This is a genomic window from Actinomadura rifamycini DSM 43936 (assembly GCF_000425065.1).
Classification (GTDB): domain Bacteria; phylum Actinomycetota; class Actinomycetes; order Streptosporangiales; family Streptosporangiaceae; genus Spirillospora; species Spirillospora rifamycini.
In genome coordinates, this window is the sequence record NZ_AULB01000009.1 from 16819 (window position 1) to 41030 (window position 24212).

Sequence of the window (24212 nt, forward strand, 5' to 3'; positions counted from 1 at the left end):
TGTTGCCGCGCGCGGTTGCCCGCGCGGCGGCGGGCGTGGTCCGCTGGCGCCATGACGCACCGGATCGGCGGCCCGCACGGCGTCCTCTCCGACGAGCGGGCGGCGGACTTCGTCGCCGCACGGCTCGCGGCGGAGGACCTCGACGGCCGCAGCGTGTGCCTGGTGGTGCCCGACGGCACCCGGAGCTGCCCGCTCCCGCTGCTGGTGCGCGCCGTGCACGCCGCGCTGCACGGCCGCGTGTCCCGGCTGACCGTCCTCGTCGCGCTGGGGACGCACGCGCCGATGACCGACGCGGAACTGGCCGCGCACGTCCCCGCGCTCCCCGGCATGACCGTGCTCAACCACGCGTGGTGGGAGCCGTCGACGTTCGTCTCGCTCGGCGTCATCGGCGCCGCGCGGGTGGGCGCGCTGTCCGGCGGGCTGCTGCACCGCGAGGTGGACGTGCGGATCAACCGGGCCGTCGTGGAGCACGACGTCGCGCTCGTCGTCGGGCCGGTGTTCCCGCACGAGGTCGTGGGGTTCTCCGGCGGCAACAAGTACTTCTTCCCGGGCGTCGCGCACGCCGACGTGATCGACCTGTCGCACTGGCTGGGCGCCCTGATCACCAGCGCGGACATCATCGGCACGCGCGGCGTCACGCCCGTCCGGGCCCTGATCGACGAGGCGGCCGCGCTGATCCCGGGCCGCAGGCTCGCGCTGTGCGCGGTGGTCGCGTCCGGGTCGGGCGACCTGCACTCGCTGGCGTTCGGCCCGCCGGAGGAGGCGTGGGCGGCGGCGGCCGAGGTGTCGGCCGGCGTCCATGTCCGCTACCTCGACGCGCCGGTGCGGCGCGTGCTGTCGGTGCTGCCCGCCAAGTACGACGACATGTGGACGGCCGCGAAGGGCTTCTACAAGGTCGAGCCGGTCGTCGCGGACGGCGGCCAGGTCGTCCTGTACGCGCCGCACGTCCGGACGATCTCGGCGATGCACCCCGAGATCGAGGAGATCGGCTACCACTGCCGCGACTACTTCACGGAGCAGTGGGACCGCTTCCGGCACCTGCCCTGGGGCGTTCTCGCCCATTCCACCCACCTGCGCGGCGCGGGCACCTACGACGCGGAGCACGGCGAGCGGTGCCGGGTCACCGTCACGCTGGCCACGGGCATCCCCGAGGACGTAGTGCGCCGCGCGAACCTCGACCACCTCGACCCGGCCGGCGTCGACGTCGACGCGTTCGCCGCCGACCCGGGCACGCTGGTCGTGCCGCAGGCGGGCGAGGTGCTGTACCGGCTGCGCGGCTGAGCGGATGCGGACCGCGTGGATCGACGCGTCGGCGGGCGTCGCGGGGGACATGCTGCTGGCCGCCCTGCTCGACGCGGGCGCCGCGCCGCCGCCCGTCCGGGCCGCGGTGGACGCGGTCGTTCCGGGCGAGGTCCGGCTCGTGCGCGAGGAGGTGGCGCGGGCGGGGATGCGGGCGGCGCGCGTCCGGGTGGTCCCGGGCGAGGACGGCCACCCGCACCGGACGTGGCGGGACGTGCGGCGGCTGCTCGTCCGGGCCGGCCTCCCGGACCGGGTGCGCGAGGACGCGCTGGCGGTGTTCGGGCGGCTCGCCGCGGCCGAGGCGCGCGTGCACGGCGTCGCCGCCGGCGACGTCGTCTTCCACGAGGCCGGCGCGTGGGACTCGATCGCCGACGTCGTCGGGGTCTGCGCGGCCCTCGACGACCTGGCGGCGACCGACGTGGCCGCGGGCCCCGTCGCGGTCGGCGCGGGACGCGTCGCGACCGCGCACGGCGACCTTCCGGTGCCCGTCCCCGCCGTCGCCGAACTGGCGGCCGGGCGGCGCGTCGTCGCCGGCGGCGACGGCGAACTGGCCACGCCCACCGGCATGGCGCTCCTCGCCGTGCTCGCCCGCGAGGCGCCCGGCCCGCCGCCCATGCGGCTGGAAGCGACGGGCGTCGGCGCCGGTTCCCGCGACACCCCCGGACGGCCCAACGTCGTGCGCGTCCTCCTCGGCGCGGCCGAGGAAGGGCCGGCGGGGCCGGGGGAGGGGACGGCCGAGGAGGTCGTCCTGGAAGCCAACGTCGACGACCTCGACCCCCGCGTGTGGCCCGGCGTCCTGGCGTCGCTGCTGGAGGCGGGGGCGTCCGACGCGTGGCTCGTCCCCGTCCTGATGAAGAAGGGACGCCCCGCGCACACGCTGTGCGTGCTGGGCCCGCCCGGGCGGGCGGCCGTGCTGCGGACGGCGGTGTTCCGGCTGACCAGCACGCTCGGCGTCCGGGAGCGGACCGTCCGCAAGACGGCGCTGCGGCGCGGCTGGGCGCGGGTGGACGTCCTCGGCGCGCGGCTGCCGATCAAGGTGGGGCACCGGGACGGCCGCATCGTGCAGGCGGCCCCCGAGTTCGAGGACGCCGCCCGCCTCGCCGCCGACCGCGGCGTCCCCGTCCGCGCGGTCCTCGACGCGGCCGTCGCCGCCGCGCACGCCGCCGGGCTCGCGCACGGCGAACCGGCACCGCCCGGCCTGGCGGCGGGCCCGTCCGCGTGACCCGCCGCGGCCGGCTCAGCGCGGCGCCGCGATCTGCGCGGCCAGGTGCCCGGCGCCGTACCCGTTGTCGATGTTGACGACCGCGACGCCCGGGGCGCACGCGTTGAGCATCGACAGCAGCGGCGCCAGCCCGCCGAACGCCGCGCCGTACCCCACCGACGTCGGCACCGCGACGACGGGCGCGGGCACCAGGCCCGCGACCACGCTCGCCAGCGCCCCGTCCATGCCCGCCGCCACGACGATCGCGCGGGCCGCGCGGAGCGTGTCGAGGAGGCCGAGGACGCGGTGCAGCCCCGCGACGCCCACGTCCACGGCAAGCTCGCACGAGCGCCCGAGATGGCGCGCGGTCAGCTCGGCCTCGCGCGCCACCGGCAGGTCGGACGTGCCCGCGGCCAGCACCGCCACGCGCCCGCCGGACGGCTCCGGCGGCTCGGGCGGCCACACCAGCAGCCGCGCGCCGGGGTCGTGGCGCGCGTCCGGCAGCTCGGCGGCCACCGCCCGCGCGTGCTCCGGCCCGGCGCGGGTGAACAGCGCGGCGCCGCCCCCGGGCCCGTGCCCGCGCAGCCGCGCGGCGATGGCGCGCACCTGCTCCGGGGCCTTGCCCTCGCAGTACACCGCCTCCGGGTAGCCGCGCCGCGCCGCCCGGTCGTGGTCGAGCCGGGCGAACGACTCCGGGGGGCGCCACCCGTCAGCCATGCCGCACCTCCACCAGCGGCAGCGTGAACGCGCCGGACTGGATGCCGGCGAGGTCGACCGCGACCATGCGGAACCCCGCCCGCCGCACCGCCGCCAGGACGTCCGCGCGCAGCTCGCCCGCCAGCCGTGCGATGTCGCCGACCGGGACCTCGATGCGGGCGACCTCGCCGTGGTGCCGGACCCGGCAGTCGCGCAGCCCCAGCCGCCGCAGCGCCCGCTCGGCCTCCTCGACCTGCGCCAGCTTCTCCGGGGTGACCTCAGCGAAGTGCGGAATCCGGGACGCCAGGCACGGCGCGGCCGGCTTGTCCGCCGACGGCAGGCCGAACGCGGCGGCGATCCGGCGGACCGCGGCCTTGCCGAGACCGGCGTCGGCGAGCGGGCGCAGCACCCCGTGCGCCGCCGCGGCGCGGGAGCCGGGACGGTCCGGACGGCGCGCGTCGTCGGCGTTCTCCCCGTAGGCGACGGCGGTGACGCCGTGCGCCGCCGCGACGTCCGCCGAGATCCGCGCGAACAGCTCGTCCTTGCAGTGGAAGCACCGGTCGGGGCCGTTGGCGCGGTAGGCAGGGGCATCGCCTTCGCGGGTCGCGACCTCCACCACCGCCGCGCCGACGTGCGCGGCGACCTCGTGCGCCGCGCGCCGCTCGTCCGCGGCGAGGCTGGGCGAGACGCCGAGCACGGCCAGCACCCGGTCGGCGCCCAGCTCCCGGACGGCGATCGCGAGCAGCACCGAGGAGTCCACGCCGCCGGAGAACGCCACGGCGAGCCGTCCGGACGTGCGCAGCAGCGCGCCCGCGCGGTCGGCGGCCCGCGCGTCCTCCGCGCTCGGCACGGGCGGCAACGGGGTCACGGCGCGGTCGGTTTCCGGCCGTCCAGGCCCTTCCAGCGCGCCCGGAGGGCGTGCGCGGCGCTCTTCGGCCGCCGGTCGCGGGTGAACACGCCCTTCTTGTTGCCGTCCACGCGGTGGATGCCGTTGGACGTGGCGAAGTCGGCGAAGTTCCAGACGTGCTCGCCGACGAACGCCTCGAACCGGTCGAACACCCGGTGGTTCATGGCGAAGTAGGCCCGCTGGTACTCCTCCGTCCAGGGGACGTCCCACACCGAGTGCAGGCCCGGCATGGTGTCGGCGCCGTACTCGCCCATCATGACGGGCTTGCCGAACTGCTCCACCCAGCCGCGCAGGTCCCGCTCCAGGTACCGCTCGGCCGTCTCGAGGTCGCCGTTGGCGATGTACCAGCCGTAGTAGCGGTTGACGGTGACGACGTCGAAGAGGTCGGCGATGAGGTCGTTGTCGCCGGTCGCGCCCAGCCAGGCGGTGTGGGTGATCGGGCGGGTCGGGTCCAGCTCGCGGGCCAGCTCCACCAGCGGCTCGAAGTACTCGCGCGCCCCCTCCTCGGCGGACGAGGACTCGTTGGCGAGGCACCACATCACGACGCTCGGGTGGTTCTTGTCGCGGGCGATCAGTTCCCGGAGGTGCCGGGCGTGGGCGTCCCGCGTGGCCGCGCCGAACCTCTCCGGCGCCCAGGTGGGGTCGTGCGGGCGCCCGGTGAGCCCGCCCTGGACGGCCAGGTTGAGCCCGACGGCCGCGGTCTCGCCGATGACGACGATGCCGTGCCGGTCGGCGAACTCCAGCACCTCTTCCGCGTACGGGTAGTGGGAGGTGCGGAAGGAGTTCGCGCCGATCCATTCCAGGAGCTGGAAGTCGTGCACGAGATAGGCGTCGTCGTGCCCCTTGCCGCGCACGGGGCCGTCCTCGTGCTTGCCGAAGCCGGTGAAGTAGAACGGCTCGCCGTTGATCAGGAACCGGGTGCCGCGCACCTCGACCGTGCGGACGCCGAACGGCTCCCGGTAGACGTCGAGGACGCCGTCCCCGTCCTCGTCGAGCACCTCCGCGACCAGCTCGTACAGGTACGCGGCGCCCGGCCGCCACGGCGTCGCGCCGTCGATCCGCAGGACGCCGGTCGCGCCGTCCGCCGCCGCGACCTCCGCGCCGTCCGCGTCGAGCGCCCGCACCCGGACGGGCGCGCCCGAGTTCGTCTCGACCGAGTAGGCGACCGTCCCGGCCGCGCCGTCGAAGCCGGTCGTGACCGTGACGTCCGTGACGTGGACCGGCGGCACGCTGTGCAGCCAGACCGAACGCGCCAGCCCGGCGTAGTTGTAGAAGTCGTGCTTGTACTGCTGCTCGCGGCGGCCGCTCGGCGAGACGGTGACCGTGCCGGGCGGGATCGTCACGTTCGTCAGCTCGTTGTTCACGCCGATCGTCAGGCGGAACTCGCCGCCGGCGCGCACGTGCCCGGTGACGTCGGCCTCGAACGGCGTGTAGCCGCCGGCGTGCTCGGCGACGAGCGCGCCGTCGACGTACACGCGCCCCTCGTGGGTGGCCGCGTCGACCCGGAGCAGGACGCGCTCGTCCGTCCATCCGCGCGGCACGCGGACGGTCCGCTGGTACCAGACCCACCCGACGTGGTCGCGGATCGCGGGGTCGGTGAACAGGTCGTTGTAGCTCGCCGGGACGGCCGCCTCCAGCCGCGTGTCGAGCGGACCGTTCCACGGTTCGGGCCCGGCGGCGCCGTCGAGGGCGAACCGCCACAGGCCGTCCAGCTTCACCTGCTCGCGGGTGGGAGTGGGTCGGGGTCTCAGCATCGGGCTGCTCCTATCGCCTGCCGAGCGCGGCGGCGGCGAGGTCGGCCCTCGCGTCGCCCGCCGTGCCGGGGATCCTGTCCAGGACGGTCCGCAGCGGCTCGTCGCCGAGCCGCCGGACCACCTGCTTGAAGGGGATGTCGGGGAAATGCCTCGCGAACGCCGCTTCCAGGGCGTCCCGGACCGCCCGGTCGGCGAGCAGCGCCCGCAACGGGGTGTCCGGGCCGCGGGCGGCTCCCGGCAGGACCCCTCGGGCGGCTCGTACGACCAGGCGTGGTCGCCGCCCGCGACCTCGGCCACCAGGCCGTCCGGGTGATGGGGCAGGACGACCGTCGCCGCGGTGCCGTCCGGCACGGTGGCCTCGACCGCCATACGGCCGTCGGCGAGGCGCCAGCTCACGCGCACCTCGCCGTGCGGGGTGCGGTGCGCGAGCGAGGCGCGGGTGAGCCCGCCGCCCGGCCGCGGGGCGATGCGCATCGTCCGGTAGCCGGGTTCGACGGGAGACAGGCCGCCCACGGTCGTGTGCAGCCATTCGGCCACCGCGCCGAAGGCGTAGTGGTTGAGCGAGCACATCGTGGACGGGTTGAGCGTGCCGTCGGGCCGCACCGCGTCCCAGCGCTCCCAGACGGTCGTCGCCCCCATGGTGATCGGGTACAGCCACGACGGGCACGCGGTCTGCAGCAGCAGCCGGTAGGCGTCGTCCAGATGGCCGGTCCGGGTGAGCGCGGGCAGGACGTGCGGGGTGCCCGCGAACCCGGTGGAGATCGTGTAGCCGGAGTCGGCGACCAGGCGGGCGAGGCGGTCCCCGGCCCGCCGCTCCTGCTCCGGGTCCAGGAGGCCGAACACGACGGCCAGTGCGTACGCGGTGACGGTCTCGCCGGTCACCCGCCCGTTGGGGCTCACGTACTCGCGGCGGAACGCCGCCCGCACACGGTCGTCCAGTGCCGCGAAGCGCGCCGCGTCCGCGTCCCGGCCGAGGAGCCGCGCCGCCTCCGCCGCCTCCCGGGCCGTCTTGCACAGGTACGCGTTCGCGACCAGGTACCGGTCGGTCTTGGCGCCCGCGGAGTCGTCGGCGGGGGCGTCCGGATCGAGCCAGTCGCCGAACTGGAACCCGCCGCTCCACAGCCCGTCCCCGTCCAGCCGGGACTCGACGTCGCGGACGAACGCCGCCATCGAGCCGTAGGCGCGGCGCAGGATCCCGAGGTCGCCGTACGCCCGGTACAGCGTCCAGGGGAGGCCGACGGCGACGTCGCCCCACAGCGCCGTCGGGGAGGACGGGTGGGGCAGCACGTCCGGGACGGTGAACGGCACGACGCCCCGCTCCCGCTGCTCGGCCGCGAGGTCGTCCAGCCAGGAGCCGAGCACCCCGCGCACGTCGTAGAGGAAGGCGGCCGTCGGCGCGAAGGCGTTGATGTCGCCCGTCCAGCCCATGCGCTCGTCGCGCTGCGGGCAGTCGGTGGGCAGGCCGACGAAGTTCCCCCGCATGGACCACACCGTGTTGGCGTGCAGCCGGTTCACCAGGTCGTCCGACGTCTCGAACCGGCCGGTCCGGGGCATGTCGCTGTGCAGGACGACGGCGGTGGCGGCGTCGAACGGCCCGTCGACCTCGGCGTAGCGGAAGCCGTGGACGGTGAAGCGGGGCTCCCACGTCTCCGGCGCCCCGCCGCCGCGCAGCGTGTAGCGGTCCGTGGCCTTCGCCGAGCGCAGGGACCGGACGTCGAGCCCGCCGTCCGGCAGGAGCGCCTCGGCGTGCCGGACCGTCACGGTCCGCCCGGCCTCGCCCGTGACGGTCAGCCGGACCCGCCCGGCGATGTTCTGGCCGAAGTCGATGACCGTCGTGCCGGACGGCGCCGTCGAGACGGCGACCGGCGCGCGTTCCTCGATCCGGCGGACCGGCGGCGCCGTCCGGGGGACCAGCGTGCGCTCGTCCCAGTCGAACGGGACGGCGCGGGCCCAGGCGGCGTCGTCGAACCCGGGGAGGTCCCAGCCGTCCGGCTCCAGCCGGGCGTCGTGGGTCTCGCCGTCGTACAGGCTGTGCGCGAGGACCGCGCCGGTGGCGCACGCGAACGTCCCGTCCGTCCCGATCACCTCGGTCCGGTCCCCGTACGCCAGTTCCAGCCGCAGGTAGAGGGCGGGCCTGTCGGTGTAGTGGTGGCGGGCGGCCCCGCCGTTCCCGCTCCAGCCGAGCCGCCCCGCGGCCCAGCCCTCGCCGACCACCGCCCCGACCGCGTTCGCGCCGCGCCGGATCAGTCCGGTGACGTCGTGGGCCGAGACGGGGACGCGGTGCCGGTAGGAGGTCCAGCCGGGCGCGAGGACCTCGTCGCCCACGCGCGTCCCGTTCAGGTGGGGTTCCACGATGCCGAGCGCGGTCGCGTGCAGGGTCGCCCGGTCGGGTGCCCGGTGCACGGTGAACTCGCGCCGGAAGTGGGGGGCGGCCGATTCGGGTTCGAGGGGGAAGGGCGCGGCGATGAATCCGGCCCCGCCGGGCCCGCCCGCGCGCGTCCCCGACGGGCCCGCGACGGTGCGGCCCACAGTCGTGCGTCCGTTCTCGAGCCCGTTCACGGATCCTCCCGGCGTGGTCGGCGCGCGGCTGATGGGAATGGTCGGCGGCGCGGCGCCGGCGCGGCAACGGGTTGCCGCGAGTTGCCCCGGCCCGCCTCCCGCACGCGCCAGAGGACGAGCGAGCCGCCCAGGAAAGCGAGGAGCGCGGAGGCCGCGTACAGCGCGGTGTAGTTCGCGTCGGCGCCGCCGCCGACGGCGAGCAGCGCGGGCGCGGCGAGCGGCGCCAGCGCGCCGGGGGCCTTCTGGGAGAACGCGTTGATCGCCATGTACCGGCCCGCCGCGGTCTCCCGCTCCGGCAGCACGTCCAGGACGATGGCCTGGTCGACCGCCGTGAACAGCGCGATGCCGAAGGTCGTCAGCGCGGACCCGGCGAGCAGGACCGGCAGGGCACCGGCGAACGCCAGGACGATCCCGCCCGCGGCGAAGACCGCGGCGCCCGCGAAGACGAACGGGCGGCGGCGTCCGAGCCGGTCCGACAGGAACCCGCCGCCGATCGCCGCCGCCGTCGTCGCGGCGACGCCGATCCCGCCGGTGACCGCGACGATCCCGGCGACGTCGGCGAGCGGCCTCTCCAGGCGCTGCGCGATGAGGAACGTGAGGTACGTCGTGCACGACGACTGGCCGAAGAAGAACGCGAACCGGCCCAGCCAGTTCCATGCGAAGTCCGGGTGCGCGCGCGGCGAGAACAGGTACGAGCGGAGCAGCCCGGCGGCGCCGAGCCGGCCGGGGACGGGGCGCGTGCGCCCGTCGGGCTCCCGGGCGAACAGCAGGAACGGCACGAGCAGGACGGCCCCGGCCATTCCCGGCAGCAGGAACACCAGCAGGCCGCTGCCGCTCACGGCGCCCACCATGAGGACGCCCGCCACCGGTGCGACCTGCATCGTGAACCCCGTGAGCCCGGAGACCCTCCCGCGCAGGCGGTGCGGCACCCGGTCGGCCTTCGCGCTCCCCAGCGCGCCCATGGCCGTGCCCCACCCGAGGCTCGCCAGACCCCAGCCGAGCCCCAGCACGGCGACGTTCGGCGCCGCCGCCATCACCGGGACGGCGGCCAGGCCGAGCGCCGCGCCGCCGATCAGGTACGGGGCGCGGCGGCCCAGCCGCGACCGGGTGCGGTCGCTGAGCGTCCCCACGAGCGGGCCGGAGACGAGCGCGAGCGCCGACCCGAACCCGAGGATGTACCCGAGCGTCTCCTCCCGCCCCGGCGCGAGCCGGTCGACGCGCAGCGCCAGCGAGTAGGCCATCGGCACGACGAGGGCCATCGACAGGCCGAAGCTCGCCGCCACGAGCAGCGCGACGAACCGGCGCCCGACCGTCCCGCCGCCCTCCTCGCCGGTGCCGGACGCCGCGGGGGCGGCTCTCACGGACGTCCGCGCCCGGCGACGCTCCCGAGCCAGGCCAGGCTCGGCTTGGGACGCCGCTCGAACGTCTCCCGGTCGACCTCGATGAGCCCGAACGTCGGCTTCCAGTGCCCCCATTCGAAGTTGTCGAGAGCGCTCCAGTGGATGTATCCGCGCACGTCGACGCCGTCGTCGATCGCGTCGAACAGGTGCCGGAGCGCCTCCGAGGTGTAGGCGACGCGGCGCTCGTCGTCGGCGGTCGCGATCCCGTTCTCGGTGACGAGGACGGGCACTCCGCCCGTCGCCTCCCAGGTGTGCCGGACGGCGATGCCCAGCGCGTCCGGCCGGTAGGCGTTGCCGGTCAGCGTGGTGTCCGGACCCTGGGGGTGGGGCACGATGCCGTGCTCGTCCACGGCCTGGCCGGAGTACGACTGCACGCCGACGAAGTCGTCGCCGCGCGCGGCCTCCAGGTACAGGTCCTCGCGGACGTACCGGATCTCGCGGAGCCGCTCCTCGTTCCCCGGCGTCGCGGTGAGCGCCTGGTTGGCGACCGTCCAGCCGACCTTCGCTTCGGTGCGCTCCGCCAGGACGGCGCGGGCGGCGCGGTGCGCGTCGGCCAGCCGCCGCCCGATCGCCGGGTCCGGGTCGGGCAGGACGGGACGCGCGGCGCCCTCGACCGTCGGGCTCATCCACTTCTCCGCGGCGCCCGCCCCCGCGGCCGCCCGCGCGGCCCGGCCCGCACCGGCCATGAGCGCGAGCATGTTCGGCTCGTTGATGGTGCAGACCCATTCGACGCCGTCGAGGATGCCGCACGCCGCCCGGACGTACGCCTCGAAACGCTCGACCCCGGAGTCGCCCGTCCAGCCGCCCTCTTCGGCGAACCAGCGCGGGTGCGTGAAGTGGTGCAGGGTGACGACGGGCGTCAGCCCGAGGCCCAGCGCGGTGTCGATCATCCGGCGGTAGTGCGCCAGGGCCGCGCGGGAGAACCGGCCGGGGCTCGGCTCGACGCGCGCCCACTCGATGCCGAACCGGTAGGCGTTCAGGCCCGCGCCGGCGAGCAGCCGCATGTCCTCGGCGTACCGGTGGTAGCTGTCGCAGGCGTCCCCGCTGCGCTCCATCCCCGGGACGCGTTCCTCCCGCGCCCACCAGTCGCTGTTGACGTTGCCGCCCTCCACCTGGTGCGGGGCCGTGGCGGCGCCCCAGAGGAAGCCGGGAACGTCGCGGGTCATCCGAGCTCCTCCCGTCCGGCCTCGGCGTCCCGGAGGCGTCGCCGCTCCGCGCGCCGCCGTGCCTGCTCGTCCGGGTCCGCGACGGGCGCGGCCAGCAGGAGCCGGCGGGTGTAGGCGTGCTCGGGCGCCGAGGTGACCGCGCCCGCCGGTCCGGTCTCCACGATGTCGCCCCGGTACACCACGCTCACCCGGTGGCTCACGTGCCGGACGACCGCGAGGTCGTGCGACACGAACAGGTAGGCGACGCCGGTGCGCCGCTGGATGTCGACGAACAGGTCGAGCACCCGCGCCTGCGTCGACAGGTCCAGCGCCGACACGGGTTCGTCGCAGACGATCAGCCGCGGCTCCGGGGCGAGGGCGCGGGCGATCGCGACGCGCTGGCGCTGCCCGCCGCTGAACTCGCGGGGGAGCCGCTCGGGGGCGTCCGCCGGCAGCCCGACCTGGTCCAGCAGCGTGCGCACCCGGGCGCGCGCGTCCCGCGGGGAGGTCCCCTGCACCACCAGCGGTTCGCTCAGGATGTCGCCCACCGTCAGGGCCGGGTTCAGCGAGCCGTACGGGTCCTGGAACACCACCTGGAGCTCCCGGGCGAGCGCGCGGCGCTCCCGCGCCGGCGCGTGCGTGACGTCCCGGTCCCGGAACCGGATGCGGCCGCCGCTCGGCTTCACGAGGCCGAGGACGGCGCGTCCGATCGTCGTCTTCCCGGACCCGGACTCGCCGACGACCCCGAGCGTCTCGCCCTCGCCGACCGTCAGGGAGACGCCGTGCAGCACCTCCACCGGCCGCGCCCGGAAGCCGCGCCCGGGGTAGGCGACGCGCAGGCCGGCCACGTCGAGGAGCGGCGCCGTCATCGCGCGTCCTTCCCGACGCTCTCGCCGGACGGGCGCGGGCCGCGTGCGGCGGCGCCGCCGGGCGGCGGCGGGTCGGACCGGCCGGCGTCGCCCGGGAGGGAGTCGAGCAGCATCCGCGTGTAGGCGTGCCGCGGCTCGCCGAAGAGTTCGGCCGTCGTCCCGGTCTCGACGATCTCGCCGCGCCGCATCACCGCGACCCGGTCGCAGATGTCGGCGACCACCCCGAAGTCGTGGGTGACCAGCAGCACCGCCATGTTCAGCTCCTTCTCCAGGTCGCGCAGCAGGTCGAGGATCTCCGCCTGCACGGTCACGTCCAGGGCGGTCGTCGGCTCGTCCGCGATCAGCAGGAGCGGACGGCTCGCGACCGCGCCCGCGATCAGCACGCGCTGCGCCATCCCGCCCGAGATCTGGTGCGGGTACGACCGGAACGTCCGCTCCGGGTCGGGGATGCCGACCCGCTTCAGCAGCGCGAGCACCCGCGCGCGGGCGTCCCGCCGCGAGATCCGGGACGTCGCCGCCGCGCGGACGCCCTCGACGAGCTGGGCGCCCACGGTGAACGACGGGTCGAGGTTCGACATCGGCTCCTGCGGCACGTACGCGATCGACCGGCCCCGGACCCTGCGCAGCTCGCCCTCGCCGAGGCCCAGCAGCTCCCGCCCGTCCAGCCGGATCGAGCCGCGGGTGACCACGGCCTCCGCCGGCAGCACGCCGAGGACCGCGAACGCCGTCTGCGTCTTCCCCGAGCCCGACTCGCCGACCAGCCCGAGCGTCTCCCCGGAGGACAGGTTCAGCGTGACCCCGGAGACGACCTCGTCCAGCTCGCCCGACGGCGCGGGGTAGGCGATCGCGAGGTCCTCGACCGTCAGCAGCCCGCCCGCCGCCGGGGCCGCGTCCGCGCCCGCCGCCGGGGCCGCGCGGCGGGTCGGCGCCGGAACGACCTTCGACGGCTTGGGCCGCGCGCCCTGGAGGGTGTCGCGCAGGGCGTTCCCGAACAGCACCAGCGCGGCGGTCATCACGCCGAGCAGCAGGCTCGGCCAGACGAACTGCAGGGGCTCCTGGTACAGGTTCAGGAATCCCTCGGAGATCATCGCGCCGAAGCTCGGGGTGGTGGCCGGCCCGACGCCGAGGAACGCCAACCCGGACTGCACGCCGATGGACTGCCCCGCGAGGAACGCGGCCGCGATGACGACCGGCCCCCGGACGACGACCAGGATGTGCCGTCCCATGATGCGCCGCCCCGTCAGCCCCGCGACGCGCGCGGCGTCCACGTACGGCTCGTTCTTCACCCCGAGGACCTGGTTGCGGACCAGGCGGTACACGCCCGGCGACAGCAGCACCCCGAAGATCGCCATCGTGACCCGGAAGTCGCCGCCGGTCACCGGCATCAGCACGATCAGCAGCAGCAGGCCGGGCAGCGTCATGATGAGGCTGAACACCCATTCGGTGACGCCCCGGATCCGCCGCTCGAAGTACCCGCCGATCAGGCCCGCCGTGACGCCGATGGCCAGCGCGATGGACGTCCCGACGAGCGCCGACACGACGCTGGTGTTGATCGAGTGGAGCAGCCGGGCGAAGATGTCGCGCCCGCTGCCGTCGCCGCCCAGCGGGTACCCGGGCGTCCCCGGATCGGCGTTGATCGCGTCGAGCGACGCCTCGTTCGGGCCGTGCTCGGCCAGCAGCGGCGCCAGCAGCCCCAGCAGGACGATCACCAGCAGCAGCGCGGCGGTGACGGCGGCCTGCGGATCCCGCAGCAGCCGTCGCGCCGCCGACCTGCGGCGGGGCGCCGCCTTGCCGGTGCCCGCGATGCCCGGTTCGGAGGGACCGGCCGTCGCGTCCGCGGATTCGGTGCCTGTCGGATTCTTGCTCAATGCACCCTCGCCTTCGGGTTGAGCCAGCCGTTCACGAGGTCGACGGTGAGGTTCAGACCCACCACGAGGAGGACGGCGAAGACGCTGACGCCCATGATGATCGGGACGTCGCCCTGCAGCGACGCCTCGAACGCGTACGAGCCGAACCCCGGCAGCGCGAACACCTGCTCGATCACCAGCGCGCCGCCCAGCATCGTGATGAACTCGAACGAGAGCACGGTCAGCGCGGGCCCCGCCGCGTTGCGCAGCGCGTGCCGCAGGACGACCGAGCGGGTCCGGATGCCGCGCGTCCGCAGCGTCCGGACGTAGTCCCGGCGCAGCTCGTCGATCATCGATCCGCGGATCTGCGCGGTCAGCGACGCCACCCCGGACACCAGCAGCGCGAGCACCGGGATGAGGATCGTCTGCGCCCAGCGCGCCGGGCTCTCGCCGATCGGGGTGAACCCGGTGGCCGGCAGCAGCTCGAGGTTGATCGACAGGACGACGACCAGCACGATCGCGATCAGCAGGTTCGGCACCAGGTAGCCGGTGAGCGAGGCGCCCTGCGCGACCCGGTCCATGACGCCGCCGCGCGTCGCGGCGAACACGCCCAGGGCCACGCTGATCAGGACCGTGAAGGCCAGCGCGACGAGCACGATCGACAGCGTGACGCCGAGGCGGGCGGACACCGCCGGGCCGACCGGCTCGCTCGTGAAGTACGAGACGCCGAAGTCGCCCCGCACCGCCCGCGACAACCAGTCGAGGTACTGGACGAGCACCGGGCGGTCCAGGCCCATGTCGGCCTTCATCGCCCGCACGGTCTCGGGCGTCGCGGCCGGGCCGAGCCTGCCGCGGACGATGTCGTCGAAGGACAGGCTCAGCAGCAGATAGGTGATCAGCGTGACCAGCACCGCGAGCAGCAGGCCCGTGGAGGACCGGCGCAGCGCGTAGAGGAGCATGAAATTTCCTTCGGGGGTGGGGCGGAGTGGCTCGAACGGTCGCGGACGGGACGGATCCGGTCAGCCGGTGGGGCCGAACGTCCGGATGGTGGAGAACACGTTCGACCCGTCGCCGAGGAACTCGACGTCGCCGTCGGTCGCCCAGGACCGGGGGGTGAAGAAGAGCGGCGCGAACCACGCGTTCTCGACCGTGAAGGCGTTGATCCGCCTGTACAGTCCGGCGGCCTCGGCGGGGTCCGACTCGGCGTTCACCTGCTCCAGCAACGTCGTCAGCTCGGGGTCGGTGCTGTCGAACACGTTGCGGGAGCCGAGGTATGCCTGCACCTCGCCCGGCGTGGACGTGATCCCCTCGACGAAGAGGAACATGCCGTACTCCCTCGAGGTGGTCGCCGACACGCTGTTCTGCGGGGGAGTGGGGTCCCAGGTCACCTTGATCCCGATCTCCGCCAGCGACTGGTCGATCGTCGGCTCGAACGGCTTGGTGAAGAACAGGCTCGGCATGTGAACCTCGAACCCGTTCGGGTATCCGGCCTCGGCCATCAGCTTCTTCGCCGCGGCCGGATCGTAGGAGTACGTCTGCTCCAGGGCCGGGTCGTACGCATCGCTCTTGGGGTTGAACACCTGCTGCGTGGGCTTGCCGGCGCCGCGCAGCAACTGCTCGACGATCTTGTGCCGGTCGAACGCCATGTTGATCGCCCGCCGCACCCGCTCGTCGCCGAGCGGCTTCACTCGCGTCCCGTCCCGGTCGACGAGGGCCACCCCCGCCAAGGCGGCCGCCTCGATGTACTTCACGTCGAATCCGGCCGCCTTGAGCCGGTCGACCTGCGTGGTCTCGACGCTGGCCGCGCTGAGCCCGCCGGACCGCAGGGCGTTCACGGTGGCGGTGCGGTCCTTGATCACCCGGATCTCGACGGTCTCGAACGGGTACGCCTTCGCGTTCCAGTGGTCGTCGCGCTTCTTCAGCACGTACTTCGAGGCGTTCACCGTCGCCCCGTCCAGGACGTACGGTCCCGAGCCGACCGGGTCCAGGGCCGTGCGCTCGGAGTCCAGGGTCTTCGGATCGCCGATCACGCCGACCGCCATCGTGAGCGCGTGCAGCAGAGTCGCGTCCGGCTTCTCGAGGTTCAGCACGACCGTGCTCGCGTCCGGCGCCTCCACCGACTCGACCGCCGCCAGCTTGAACCGGTTCGGGCCCGGCTCCTTCATCGTCCGTTCCAGGGTCGCCTTCACGGCGGCCGAGTCCACCGGGTCGCCGGTGCTGAACGTCATCCCGTCCTGCAGCTTCAGGGTGAGGGTCTCGCGGTCGTCCGAGTAGCTCCAGCTCTCGGCCGCGTTCGGCCGCAGTTCGCCCTTGTTGTCGTACGTCAGCAGCGTGTCGTAGACCGAGCTCCAGACGTACGCCTGGGTCCCGTCCGTGAGTTCCACGGGGTCGAACGAGTTGGGTGCGCCCTGGACGGCGAGGGTCAGCGTCCGGCCGTCCGCCGACGACCGCCCGTCCGACGCGCCGCAGGAAGCCGTCGCCAGTATCGCGGCCATGGCCGCGACCGAGGTGAGCACCCGCGGTCGCATCCGCCGGCCCGAGGATCGATTACGCATCGTGGGGGTTCCTTCATGCTGGTGAACGGTGGGGTGGACGGGACGTTTCGCCTGGATTACGGCCCCATCAGACGTTCGCCTCGTGCATGACGGCAAGCAGTTGCCATATGTTGTCTCCATCACACGAGAACGACATTCTCATCATGGGGAGGCGAGGAGCGATGACCACCGCAGCGAACCGTTCCGGCAGGCCGCCGACGATCTACGACGTGGCGGAGGCGGCGGGTGTCGCGGCCTCCACGGTGTCGCGCGCCTTCTCCCGGCCGGGCCGGGTCAACGCCGAGACCGCCGAGCGCATCCGGCGGGTGGCGGCCGAACTCGGGTACCGCACGGCGCCGGCGTCCCCGGCGCCGGCCCGCACCCGCACGTCCATGCTCGCCCTCGTCGTGTCCGACGTGACGAACGCCTTCTACGCCGAGATCATCCGCGGCGCCGAGTCGGCCGCCGCCGAAGCGGGCTACGTCCTGCTGCTCATCGACGCGCAGGAGTCCGACACGCTCGAGCGCGACAGCCTCCGGCGCGCGCTGCCCGGTGTCGAGGGAGTCGTCCTGGCGGGCACCCGCCTGCCCGACTCCGCCATCCGCGTGGTCGCCGGCCGGCGCCCCACGGTCGTGCTCAACCGCGACGTCGCGGACGTCCCGAGCATCGTCCTCGACGACGCGTACGGCATGCGCCGGGCCGCCGAGCATCTCGCCGGGCTGGGGCACCGGGCGCTGACCTACGTCGCCGGGCCGGAGGCGTCGTGGGCGGACGGGATGCGCTGGCGCACGCTCCGCGAGGCGGCCGCGGACCTCGGCCGCCGGGCGCAGCGCGTCGGCCCGTTCCCGCCCACGGTCGCGGGCGGCCGCGCGGCGGCCGCCCGCCTGCACGCCGACCCGCCGACGGCCGTCGTGGCCTACAACGACCAGCTCGCGATCGGCCTGATGCTCGCCCTCCGGACGGCCGGGATCCGGGTGCCGGACGACATGAGCGTGATCGGCTTCGACGACATCTTCCCCGCCCGGATCGTCTCTCCCGGACTGACGACCGTGGCCGCCCCGCTGCGAGCCCAGGGCAGGGCGGCGGTCCACGCCGTGCTCGCCGGGCGCGGCGAGCCCGCGGGCCCGCCCGCGCGGCCGATGCCGCTGCCCGTCCGCCTCATCGTGCGGGACTCGACGGCCCGGCGCCGCCGCACGCACGCCGCCGCGGGCCGCAACGGCCCGGGCGGCACGCGGCGCCTGTGACGCCCGTCAGGAGGCGGCGGCCTCTCCCGTGTCCGCCCGCGCCCTCGCCGACCGAATGCTGATCACGTCGAACAGGTCGATGACGGGGAGGTCGATGACGAGAGCACTTCCCTCCATGCGCGTGCCGAGCTCCCGGCGGGCGACCAGCGAGACGGCCGACTCGTCGCCGGTCGCGTGGTGCAGCACCAGGCGGCCGCCGCCGACCGGCACGTGCGGACCGAAGGAGCGTCGCCGTGCTCCCGTCTGGTTGATCAGGTGGACCACGTAGCCTTCCTCGTCCCGTCCCAGGACGAGTTCCACCTGCTCGGGCAGCGCCGCGCCGACCGGGACGTCCGCCAGCGGCTCCACCACGCGCAGCAGGTGCTCGCGGATCTCGGTCTTGGCGAACTCCCGGTACGTGCGGCCGATCGTCCACGTGATCATGGACGACACGCCGGATCCGTACCGGATCGAGGCGACCGCCGGATCGCCGCCGGGGGTGTGGCCGTAGCTCAGCTCCGGCGGCCCCCAGGGGGCCTGGGCGAGGAGGCGGCCCGCCCTGTCGCCGCCCGGCTTCCAGACGTAACGGGCGTTGCTTCCGTACACGGGGACGACCGACCCCACGAACCGGTTCTCGCCGGCGTGCGGCTGCTCGTCCAGGGTGGTGTAGGTCGACCACACCTCCGCGCCGGACATCGGGGCGCCGATACGCCGCGCCGCCGGGCTCGCCGCCGGTTCCACGCCGCCCTCCGGCGTGGTTCCGCTGCCGCCGGTGGTGAGCAGGTTCCCGCCGCGTTCCACGAACGCGTCCACCGCGGCGGACGCTTCGGCTCCGAGGGGCCCGACGTCGGGCAGCACGACGAGCCGGTAGCGGTCCAGCCGGTCGGCGCCCATCGCGGCCAGATCGCGGAGCCCGACCACGTCGAAGGGCAGGTGCCTTTCCTGAAGGGCCTGGTACACCCCCCGGAATTCTTCGAGCGTCCCGTGGAGAGCCGCACCGCCGCCGCGTCCGCCCGCGGGCCGCACCAGGGCGATCGTCGCGGCCGGCCGCAGCGACGCGTAGAGGCCGTGCCGCTCGCGGTGGAACCGGGTCACCTGCCGGGCCAGCGAGACGCTCGCCATCGGCAGCCGTCCCGGGGCGCCGAGGATGTAGGTCGAGGGGTTGCCGCCGCGCGCGATCGCCTGGACCAGGTGCTGGGCGACGTGTTCGGGCTGTTCCGCGCCCATGCGGTACGTCGAGTCGACGTGCGCCACCGCGTTGAGGACGAGCGGTGCTTCCGGCCGGGCCGACAGGTGGGCGCTCACCGTCTCGGCGGTCGCATGGGGCCACAGCTCCTTGCCGGGCAGGTGCCGGAACGCGTTGCTGCCCTCGCAGTAGAGCACCGGGGCGCCCTTGGAGAGGACGAGCGCGAGGTCGCGGTCGCGCGACGCCACGTGGGCGGTGTACTTCCGCCCGAGCTCTTCCAGCGTGGCGGCGGTGAAGCGCAGCCACAGCGGAAGGTCACGGGTCTCGTGGGTGTCGGGGAGCGCGCGGCCGTTGCCGAACTCGGCGAACCGCTCGGCGCACGAGGCGCAGTGGCAGACGCCGTGCACGACCTCGCTGTAGTCGCGCTCGTTGAAATTGAACCAGTTGACGAAGAAGCCGCCGACGGCGTACCGGTCGAGGATCTCGTCCATGATCTCCAGCGCGCGCTCCTGGTAGTACTCACCCGACGGGCACGTGCTGTAGAGCGCGTTGTAGATCTGCGGCCCGCCCGCGGCCGAGGCGAACAGCCACTCGGGGTGCTCCGCGGCGACCGCGGCGGCGACCTTGGAGAGGTCCAGCCGCGCGATCACCCGGACGCCCCGCCGCGCGGCGGCGGCCACGGCGTCGCCCAGCAGGTCCCCGGAAGCGCGGTCGGCGAGGAAGGGGTTCCGCGTGTGGAACGGCAGATCGGTCGGATAGAACGCGACGATCCCCCCGGCGTTGAGCAGCCAGGTGTCCGCGCCGTGGTCCTCGATGACGTCGAGCGCGGCTTCGACGTCCATGCCGGCGTCGATCTCTTGGAGGTTGGTCTGGAAGACCGTGAACGGCCTCTGCCATCTGCTCGGCATGCGGGGGTCTCTTTCTGTCGACGGGCGCGTGAAGCGGGGCGAGCGGCTCAGCCCGTCCGGCCGTTCAGGAGCAGTGCGAGGGCGGAGTGGTCGTGATCGCCCAGGCCGGTGGCGACCGCCGCGTTCATCAACTGGTGCACCAGCCCGGAGGCGGGCAGCGGCACGTCGAGCCGGGCCGACGCCTCCACGGCGAGTCCCAGGTCCTTGCGGTGGAGCGCGATGCGGAAGCCCGGCTCGTACTCGCCCTCGATCATCCGGGCGCCGTGCACCTCGAGCACGCGCGACGACGCGAACCCGCCCAGCAGGGCGTCGCGGACGGCGCCGGGGTCCACGCCGGCGGCCTCGGCCAGGCGCAGCGCCTCGGCGACCGCCTCGATCGTCACGCCGACCACGATCTGGTTCGCCACCTTCGCCACCTGGCCGGCGCCGGCCGCGCCGATGTGGGAGACGCGCCCCCCGAGGACCTCGAAGAGCGGCGCGGCCCGCTCGACGGCCGCGCGGTCGCCGCCGACCATGATCGACAGTGTCCCGTCGCGCGCCCCGACCTCGCCGCCGGACACCGGGGCGTCCAGATGGTCGCCGCCGGCTTCGGCGACCTCGGCGGCGAGCGCGCGCTCCGCGGAGGGCGAGATCGAGCTCATGTCGATGACGAGCGTGCCCGGCCGCAGCGCGGCGAGCACGCCGTCCTCTCCGCGCATCACCGCTTCGACGTCCGGGGTGTCCGGGAGCATGAGGACGACGGCGTCGCTGTCCCGCACGGCTTCCGCCACGGACCCCGCGAACCGTGCCCGGTCCCCGAGCGCTTCGCGGGCCGCCGCGCTGTCGCGGTAGACGGTGAGCCGGTGGCCGGCCGCGATGAGGTTGGCGGCCATCGGCCGTCCCATCACGCCCAGGCCGATGAAGCCGATGTCCATGTCCATCTCCTCGGGTACTCGGTCGTCAGGTCCGGGCCGCGTCGCCCGGACGGTCGAGCGCGTGCGCCCGCAAAGCCGCCGCGACCTCCCCGGGCGCCGCCGCCGGGGCGAGATGGGCGACACCCGGGAGGATCTCCAGCCGCGCCCGCCGCATCGCGCGCGCGATGGCGCGCTGCTCGTGCGGGGGAGTGGCCGGGTCCTCCGCGCCGCCCAGAACCAGCGTGCGGGCGTCGATCCGGCCCAGGTCGTCCCGCACGTCCGCCTCGGCGAGCACGTCGCAGCCGACCGCGTAGCCCTCCGGGTCCGTCGAGCCCAGCATGTCGGCGTAGGCCCGCACGACCTCGGGCCGGTCGCGCCGGAACTCCGGCGCGAACCAGCGGTCCAGCACGGGAGGGACGATCGCCGCCATTCCTTCCCGCCGGACGAGGCCCGCCCGCTCGACCCAGCTCCGCCGGTCGAGCACCGCGGCACAGCACATGACGGCGAGGGACGCGACACGGTCCGGCGCCAGCCGCGCGGCGCGAAGCGCGATCATGCCGCCGATCGAGATGCCCGCGAGATGGACCGGTCCGGTACCGAGGCCGTCGACGACGCGCAGCACGTCGTCGACGAGCTCGTCGATGCCCCGGGGCGCCGCGCGGTCCGCGGCGTCGCCGTGACCGCGCTGGTCGAAGCGCGCCACGTCGAACGAATCGGTCAGGAACGGGACGACGCCGTCCCACAGAGCGGTGGTGGTGCCCAGCGAGTTCAGCAGGACCATCGTGCCGAGGGCGCCATGCGGACCGGTCGCCCGGTCCAGGACGATGCCCGGGGGCACGGCATCGCGGCGGCCGGTCCGTGGCACGTCACGTACTGACATGGGACGTCCTGACTGTCGGGGGAGCGGTGTCGTGTCGGTGCCCGGTCGTCTCAACCGCGCCGGTCCCCCGTGTAGACGTCGCGCTCGGTCAGCGCGTTGAGGAGGGGCTCGCCGGCGCGGTAGCGCCCGATGTTCTCGACGATGATGTCGATCGAGCGCTGGGTGCGGTCCGGGACGGCCGGAGTCACGTGGGGTGTGATCATGACGTTGGGGAAGTCCCAGAGCGGGGACTCCGGGGGAAGCGGCTCGGGCGTGGCCACGTCGAGTCCGGCGCCCGCGATCTCTCCCGCCCGCAGGGCCTCGACGAGGGCGTCCTGATCGATGATCCCGCCGCGTGCCATATTGATGACGAACGCGGTGCCCTTCATCCGCGCGAACTCGCGGGTCGAGAAGAGGTGGCGGGTGGCGTCGGTCAGCTGCGCCGCGATCATGATGACGTCGGCCTCGTCGAGGAGCGGCCCCAGGTGGTCTCCGTCGTCCGAGGACAGCATGACGTCCACGTCCGGGTCCTTTTCCGCGGGGCGGCGCCGGTACACGACCACGCGCATGCCGAACGCCTTGCCGAGGCGCGCCATTTCCCGGGCCGTGTGACCGAATCCGATGATGCCCAGCGTTTTCCCCCACAGCGCCAGCTTCTTCTCGTAGCCGTCGATGAAGCGCCAGAGGTGCGCGTCCTGCATTTCGAACAGCCCCCGGGCATCGAAAGTGAGCGCGAGCGCGAAGTAGAAACCGTGCTGGGCCAGTGCGGGGGCGGAACGGCCGGCGGACCCGGTGACGATCAGCCCCCGCTCGAACACCTCGGGTCTCGCGGATCTGGTGAGACCGGAGTGGTCGCAGTGCACCCACGCCAGGCGCGGCGCGGCGAGGTACCGGTCGTCGAGGTCGCCCGTGATGACGGCGACGTCCGCGTCCTCGAGCGCACCGGCGATCCCGGCGTTGTCCCACGGAGCGACATGGACGAACTCCGCCGGAGCGAACGCCCGACGCAGCTGCTCCACCTGGTCCGGTTCGAACATGACCGTTGCGAGCACCGAGCGGATGCTGCGGTTCCGATGATTCGGCTGCATGGGTTGTGGCCTACCTCCAATGGCGGGGGCCGGGCGCGGGCACCGAGCCGATCGCTGGTTCATCACAGCGGTCCGAAGATCCGTCCGGCAATCGCTTGCCATCTGTTGCCATGACGGCGAAACGCCGCGCGCGGCGGGCGGAGTCGTGCGGAGGGGACGCTGCGGCAACCCGTGGCAACCGCTTGCCGCTCGTCGCGGGCCGCACGTCTGATGCTCGGTGACCCCGGCGGGATGGCGGCGGTGGAACCGTGCGTCCAGGACGAAGGAACGTGCGCGATGCTCATTCGACCCACAGGACAGCGGCCGCCGCTACGGCTCCCCGCGGCCGTGGCGGCCGTGGCCGCGCTGCTGGCGACGGCGTCCTGCGGCGCCTCGGGCGGACGGCCGCCGGCGGACGCCGGGACGCTCTCCCTGGCCGTGCAGAACACCCCGAACTCGTTCGACCCCGCGCAGCTCCTGAGCGGGACGCAGTCCTACGTGTGGAGCGCGCTCTACGACACGCTCCTCACCGTCGACAACAAGGGCGAGCTCAAGCCGAACGCCGCCGAGAGCTGGGCGTACTCCGACGACCGCGAGACGCTCACCTTGACGCTGCGGGAAGGCATGACGTTCAGCGGCGGGGCTCCCGTGACGGCCGCGGCGGTGAAGGCGACGCTCGAGCGGACGCTGTCGACCCCGGGACCGAACAGCTTCACGGTGGCCTCGATCGACTCGGTCGACGCCCCCGACGCGCGGACGGTCGTCCTCCACCTGAAGGCACCGGACGGTGCGCTCCTGCGCTCGCTCGCGGCGGCGGCCGGGGTGATCGGGGACCCGGAGACGCTGGACGCCGAGCGGACGGCGCTCGACCCGGTCGGGTCGGGCCCGTACGTCCTGGACGGGTCGACGGTCAACGGCTCGGAGTACGTCCTGAAGAAGCGGGACGACTACTGGAACGCGAAGGCGTACCCGTTCGAGACCGTCAGGATGCGGGTGATGAAGGACCGCACGGCGATCGTCAACGCCTTGCGGTCCGGAAGCCTGAACGCGGCCAGCGTGGAGCCGACCCACGTCGACCAGTTCAAGGCCGGCGGGTTCGAAGTGACGTACATCGACGCGGTCGTGGTGGGGATGCTGAGCCTGTCCGACCGCGGCGGGAAGGTGCTGGAACCCCTGTCGGACGTGCGGGTGCGCCGGGCGATCAACATGGCCTTCGACCGCGAGAAGATCGTCGAGCAGCTGCTGCGCGGTGCGGGCGAGCCGACGCGGCAGGTGTTCAGCCCGAAGGGCGAGGCGTACGATCCCGCGCTGGAGCGGGCGTACACCTATGATCCGGCGGCCGCGAAGAAGCTGCTCGCGGAGGCCGGCTATCCGGACGGGTTCGCCGTGCGCATGCCGAGCCTGTTCTTCACCAAGCCGTTCGAGCCGACGGTCGCCCAGGCGCTCGGAGAGATCGGTATCGAGGTCGCCTGGGACCCGACGCCTCCGCAGAACAGCGCGTCGTCGATCAGCTCGCAGAAGTACGGCATGCTCCTCCAGATCGAAGGGCTGAACGCCGCTCCGATCGAGGTGAAGAACTCGCTGGATCCGAAGGGTCCGCGCAACGTGTTCGGCACCCGGGACCCCGGGCTCACGGAGATGCTCGACCAGGCGAACGCCGTGGGAGACCCCACGCGGGCGGCCGCGCTGTACAAGCGGATCAACGCGTTCCTGGTGGAGAACGCCTGGTACGCGCCGATCTTCTACAGCGGGCGCAACTGGGTGACCGCCGACGGGGTCGAGTTCCTCGGCGACGGATCCAACCTCTTCAACAGCATCCGCGCATTCGGCGTCTCGGATTAGCGCGAAGCAGACGCAGGGTCGCC

At 74.2% G+C, this 24212-nt stretch carries 17 protein-coding genes; 4 read left to right on the top strand and 13 right to left on the bottom strand.

Annotated elements, in window-relative coordinates:
- The first annotated feature begins 51 nt into the window (after positions 1–51).
- Positions 52–1281 (top strand): lactate racemase domain-containing protein, encoded by a 1230-nt coding sequence (locus tag H505_RS0106900; protein ID WP_026401402.1) that lies wholly within the window; start codon positions 52–54, stop codon positions 1279–1281.
- A 4-nt stretch (positions 1282–1285) separates the two neighbouring features.
- Positions 1286–2521, top strand: a complete 1236-nt coding sequence (gene larC, locus H505_RS0106905; RefSeq protein WP_026401403.1) for a nickel pincer cofactor biosynthesis protein LarC — start codon at positions 1286–1288, stop codon at positions 2519–2521.
- Between the two features lie 15 nt (positions 2522–2536).
- On the opposite strand, the gene larB is transcribed toward larC, so the two are convergent.
- The 9 genes from larB to H505_RS0106955 are packed head-to-tail and all read right to left on the bottom strand — an operon-like array spanning position 2537 to position 16205.
- Positions 2537–3217: a nickel pincer cofactor biosynthesis protein LarB gene (gene larB, locus H505_RS0106910; protein ID WP_026401404.1), complete on the bottom strand. Its 681-nt coding sequence runs from the start codon at positions 3215–3217 to the stop codon at positions 2537–2539.
- A complete protein-coding gene (larE, locus tag H505_RS0106915) occupies positions 3210–4064 on the bottom strand; it encodes an ATP-dependent sacrificial sulfur transferase LarE (RefSeq protein WP_026401405.1) in 855 nt (284 codons plus the stop codon). The genes larB and larE overlap by 8 nt, the downstream gene beginning before the upstream one ends.
- Complete coding sequence (uidA, locus tag H505_RS50935; protein WP_211238410.1) at positions 4061–8416, bottom strand: beta-glucuronidase; 4356 nt, start codon at positions 8414–8416, stop codon at positions 4061–4063. Before uidA ends, larE begins: the two co-directional genes overlap by 4 nt.
- Positions 8413–9777, bottom strand: a complete 1365-nt coding sequence (locus H505_RS40240; protein ID WP_064743517.1) for an MFS transporter — start codon at positions 9775–9777, stop codon at positions 8413–8415. Before H505_RS40240 ends, uidA begins: the two co-directional genes overlap by 4 nt.
- Entirely contained in the window at positions 9774–10982 is a 1209-nt protein-coding gene (locus H505_RS0106935) for a family 1 glycosylhydrolase (protein WP_026401407.1), read from the bottom strand. Before H505_RS0106935 ends, H505_RS40240 begins: the two co-directional genes overlap by 4 nt.
- Entirely contained in the window at positions 10979–11830 is an 852-nt protein-coding gene (locus tag H505_RS0106940; RefSeq protein ID WP_026401408.1) for an ATP-binding cassette domain-containing protein, read from the bottom strand. Before H505_RS0106940 ends, H505_RS0106935 begins: the two co-directional genes overlap by 4 nt.
- Positions 11827–13698 (bottom strand): dipeptide/oligopeptide/nickel ABC transporter permease/ATP-binding protein, encoded by a 1872-nt coding sequence (locus H505_RS40245; protein ID WP_245592458.1) that lies wholly within the window; start codon positions 13696–13698, stop codon positions 11827–11829. The genes H505_RS0106940 and H505_RS40245 overlap by 4 nt, the downstream gene beginning before the upstream one ends.
- The gene (locus H505_RS0106950) at positions 13695–14636 is read right to left on the bottom strand and encodes an ABC transporter permease (protein WP_026401409.1); all 942 of its coding nucleotides are present in this window, start codon (positions 14634–14636) and stop codon (positions 13695–13697) included. Before H505_RS0106950 ends, H505_RS40245 begins: the two co-directional genes overlap by 4 nt.
- A gap of 60 nt (positions 14637–14696) precedes the next feature.
- Positions 14697–16205: an ABC transporter substrate-binding protein gene (locus H505_RS0106955; protein WP_211238411.1), complete on the bottom strand. Its 1509-nt coding sequence runs from the start codon at positions 16203–16205 to the stop codon at positions 14697–14699.
- A 188-nt stretch (positions 16206–16393) separates the two neighbouring features.
- Here H505_RS0106955 and H505_RS40250 point away from each other — a divergent pair, with 188 nt between their 5' ends.
- The gene (locus H505_RS40250) at positions 16394–17455 is read left to right on the top strand and encodes a LacI family DNA-binding transcriptional regulator (protein ID WP_034517006.1); all 1062 of its coding nucleotides are present in this window, start codon (positions 16394–16396) and stop codon (positions 17453–17455) included.
- Between the two features lie 6 nt (positions 17456–17461).
- On the opposite strand, the gene H505_RS0106965 is transcribed toward H505_RS40250, so the two are convergent.
- The 4 genes from H505_RS0106965 to H505_RS0106980 are packed head-to-tail and all read right to left on the bottom strand — an operon-like array spanning position 17462 to position 22332.
- Positions 17462–19528, bottom strand: coding sequence for an alpha-amylase family protein (locus tag H505_RS0106965; RefSeq protein WP_026401411.1), 2067 nt, complete (start codon positions 19526–19528; stop codon positions 17462–17464).
- 47 nt (positions 19529–19575) lie between these two features.
- Entirely contained in the window at positions 19576–20565 is a 990-nt protein-coding gene (locus H505_RS0106970) for a 2-hydroxy-3-oxopropionate reductase (protein WP_482146147.1), read from the bottom strand.
- A complete protein-coding gene (locus tag H505_RS40255; RefSeq protein ID WP_084549947.1) occupies positions 20468–21301 on the bottom strand; it encodes an alpha/beta fold hydrolase in 834 nt (277 codons plus the stop codon). The genes H505_RS0106970 and H505_RS40255 overlap by 98 nt, the downstream gene beginning before the upstream one ends.
- Positions 21302–21351: 50 nt before the next feature.
- Complete coding sequence (locus tag H505_RS0106980; protein WP_211238412.1) at positions 21352–22332, bottom strand: NAD(P)-dependent oxidoreductase; 981 nt, start codon at positions 22330–22332, stop codon at positions 21352–21354.
- A 312-nt stretch (positions 22333–22644) separates the two neighbouring features.
- On the opposite strand from H505_RS0106980, the gene H505_RS0106985 reads away from it, so the two are divergent.
- Positions 22645–24189: an ABC transporter substrate-binding protein gene (locus H505_RS0106985; RefSeq protein ID WP_026401414.1), complete on the top strand. Its 1545-nt coding sequence runs from the start codon at positions 22645–22647 to the stop codon at positions 24187–24189.
- Positions 24190–24212: the final 23 nt, after the last annotated feature.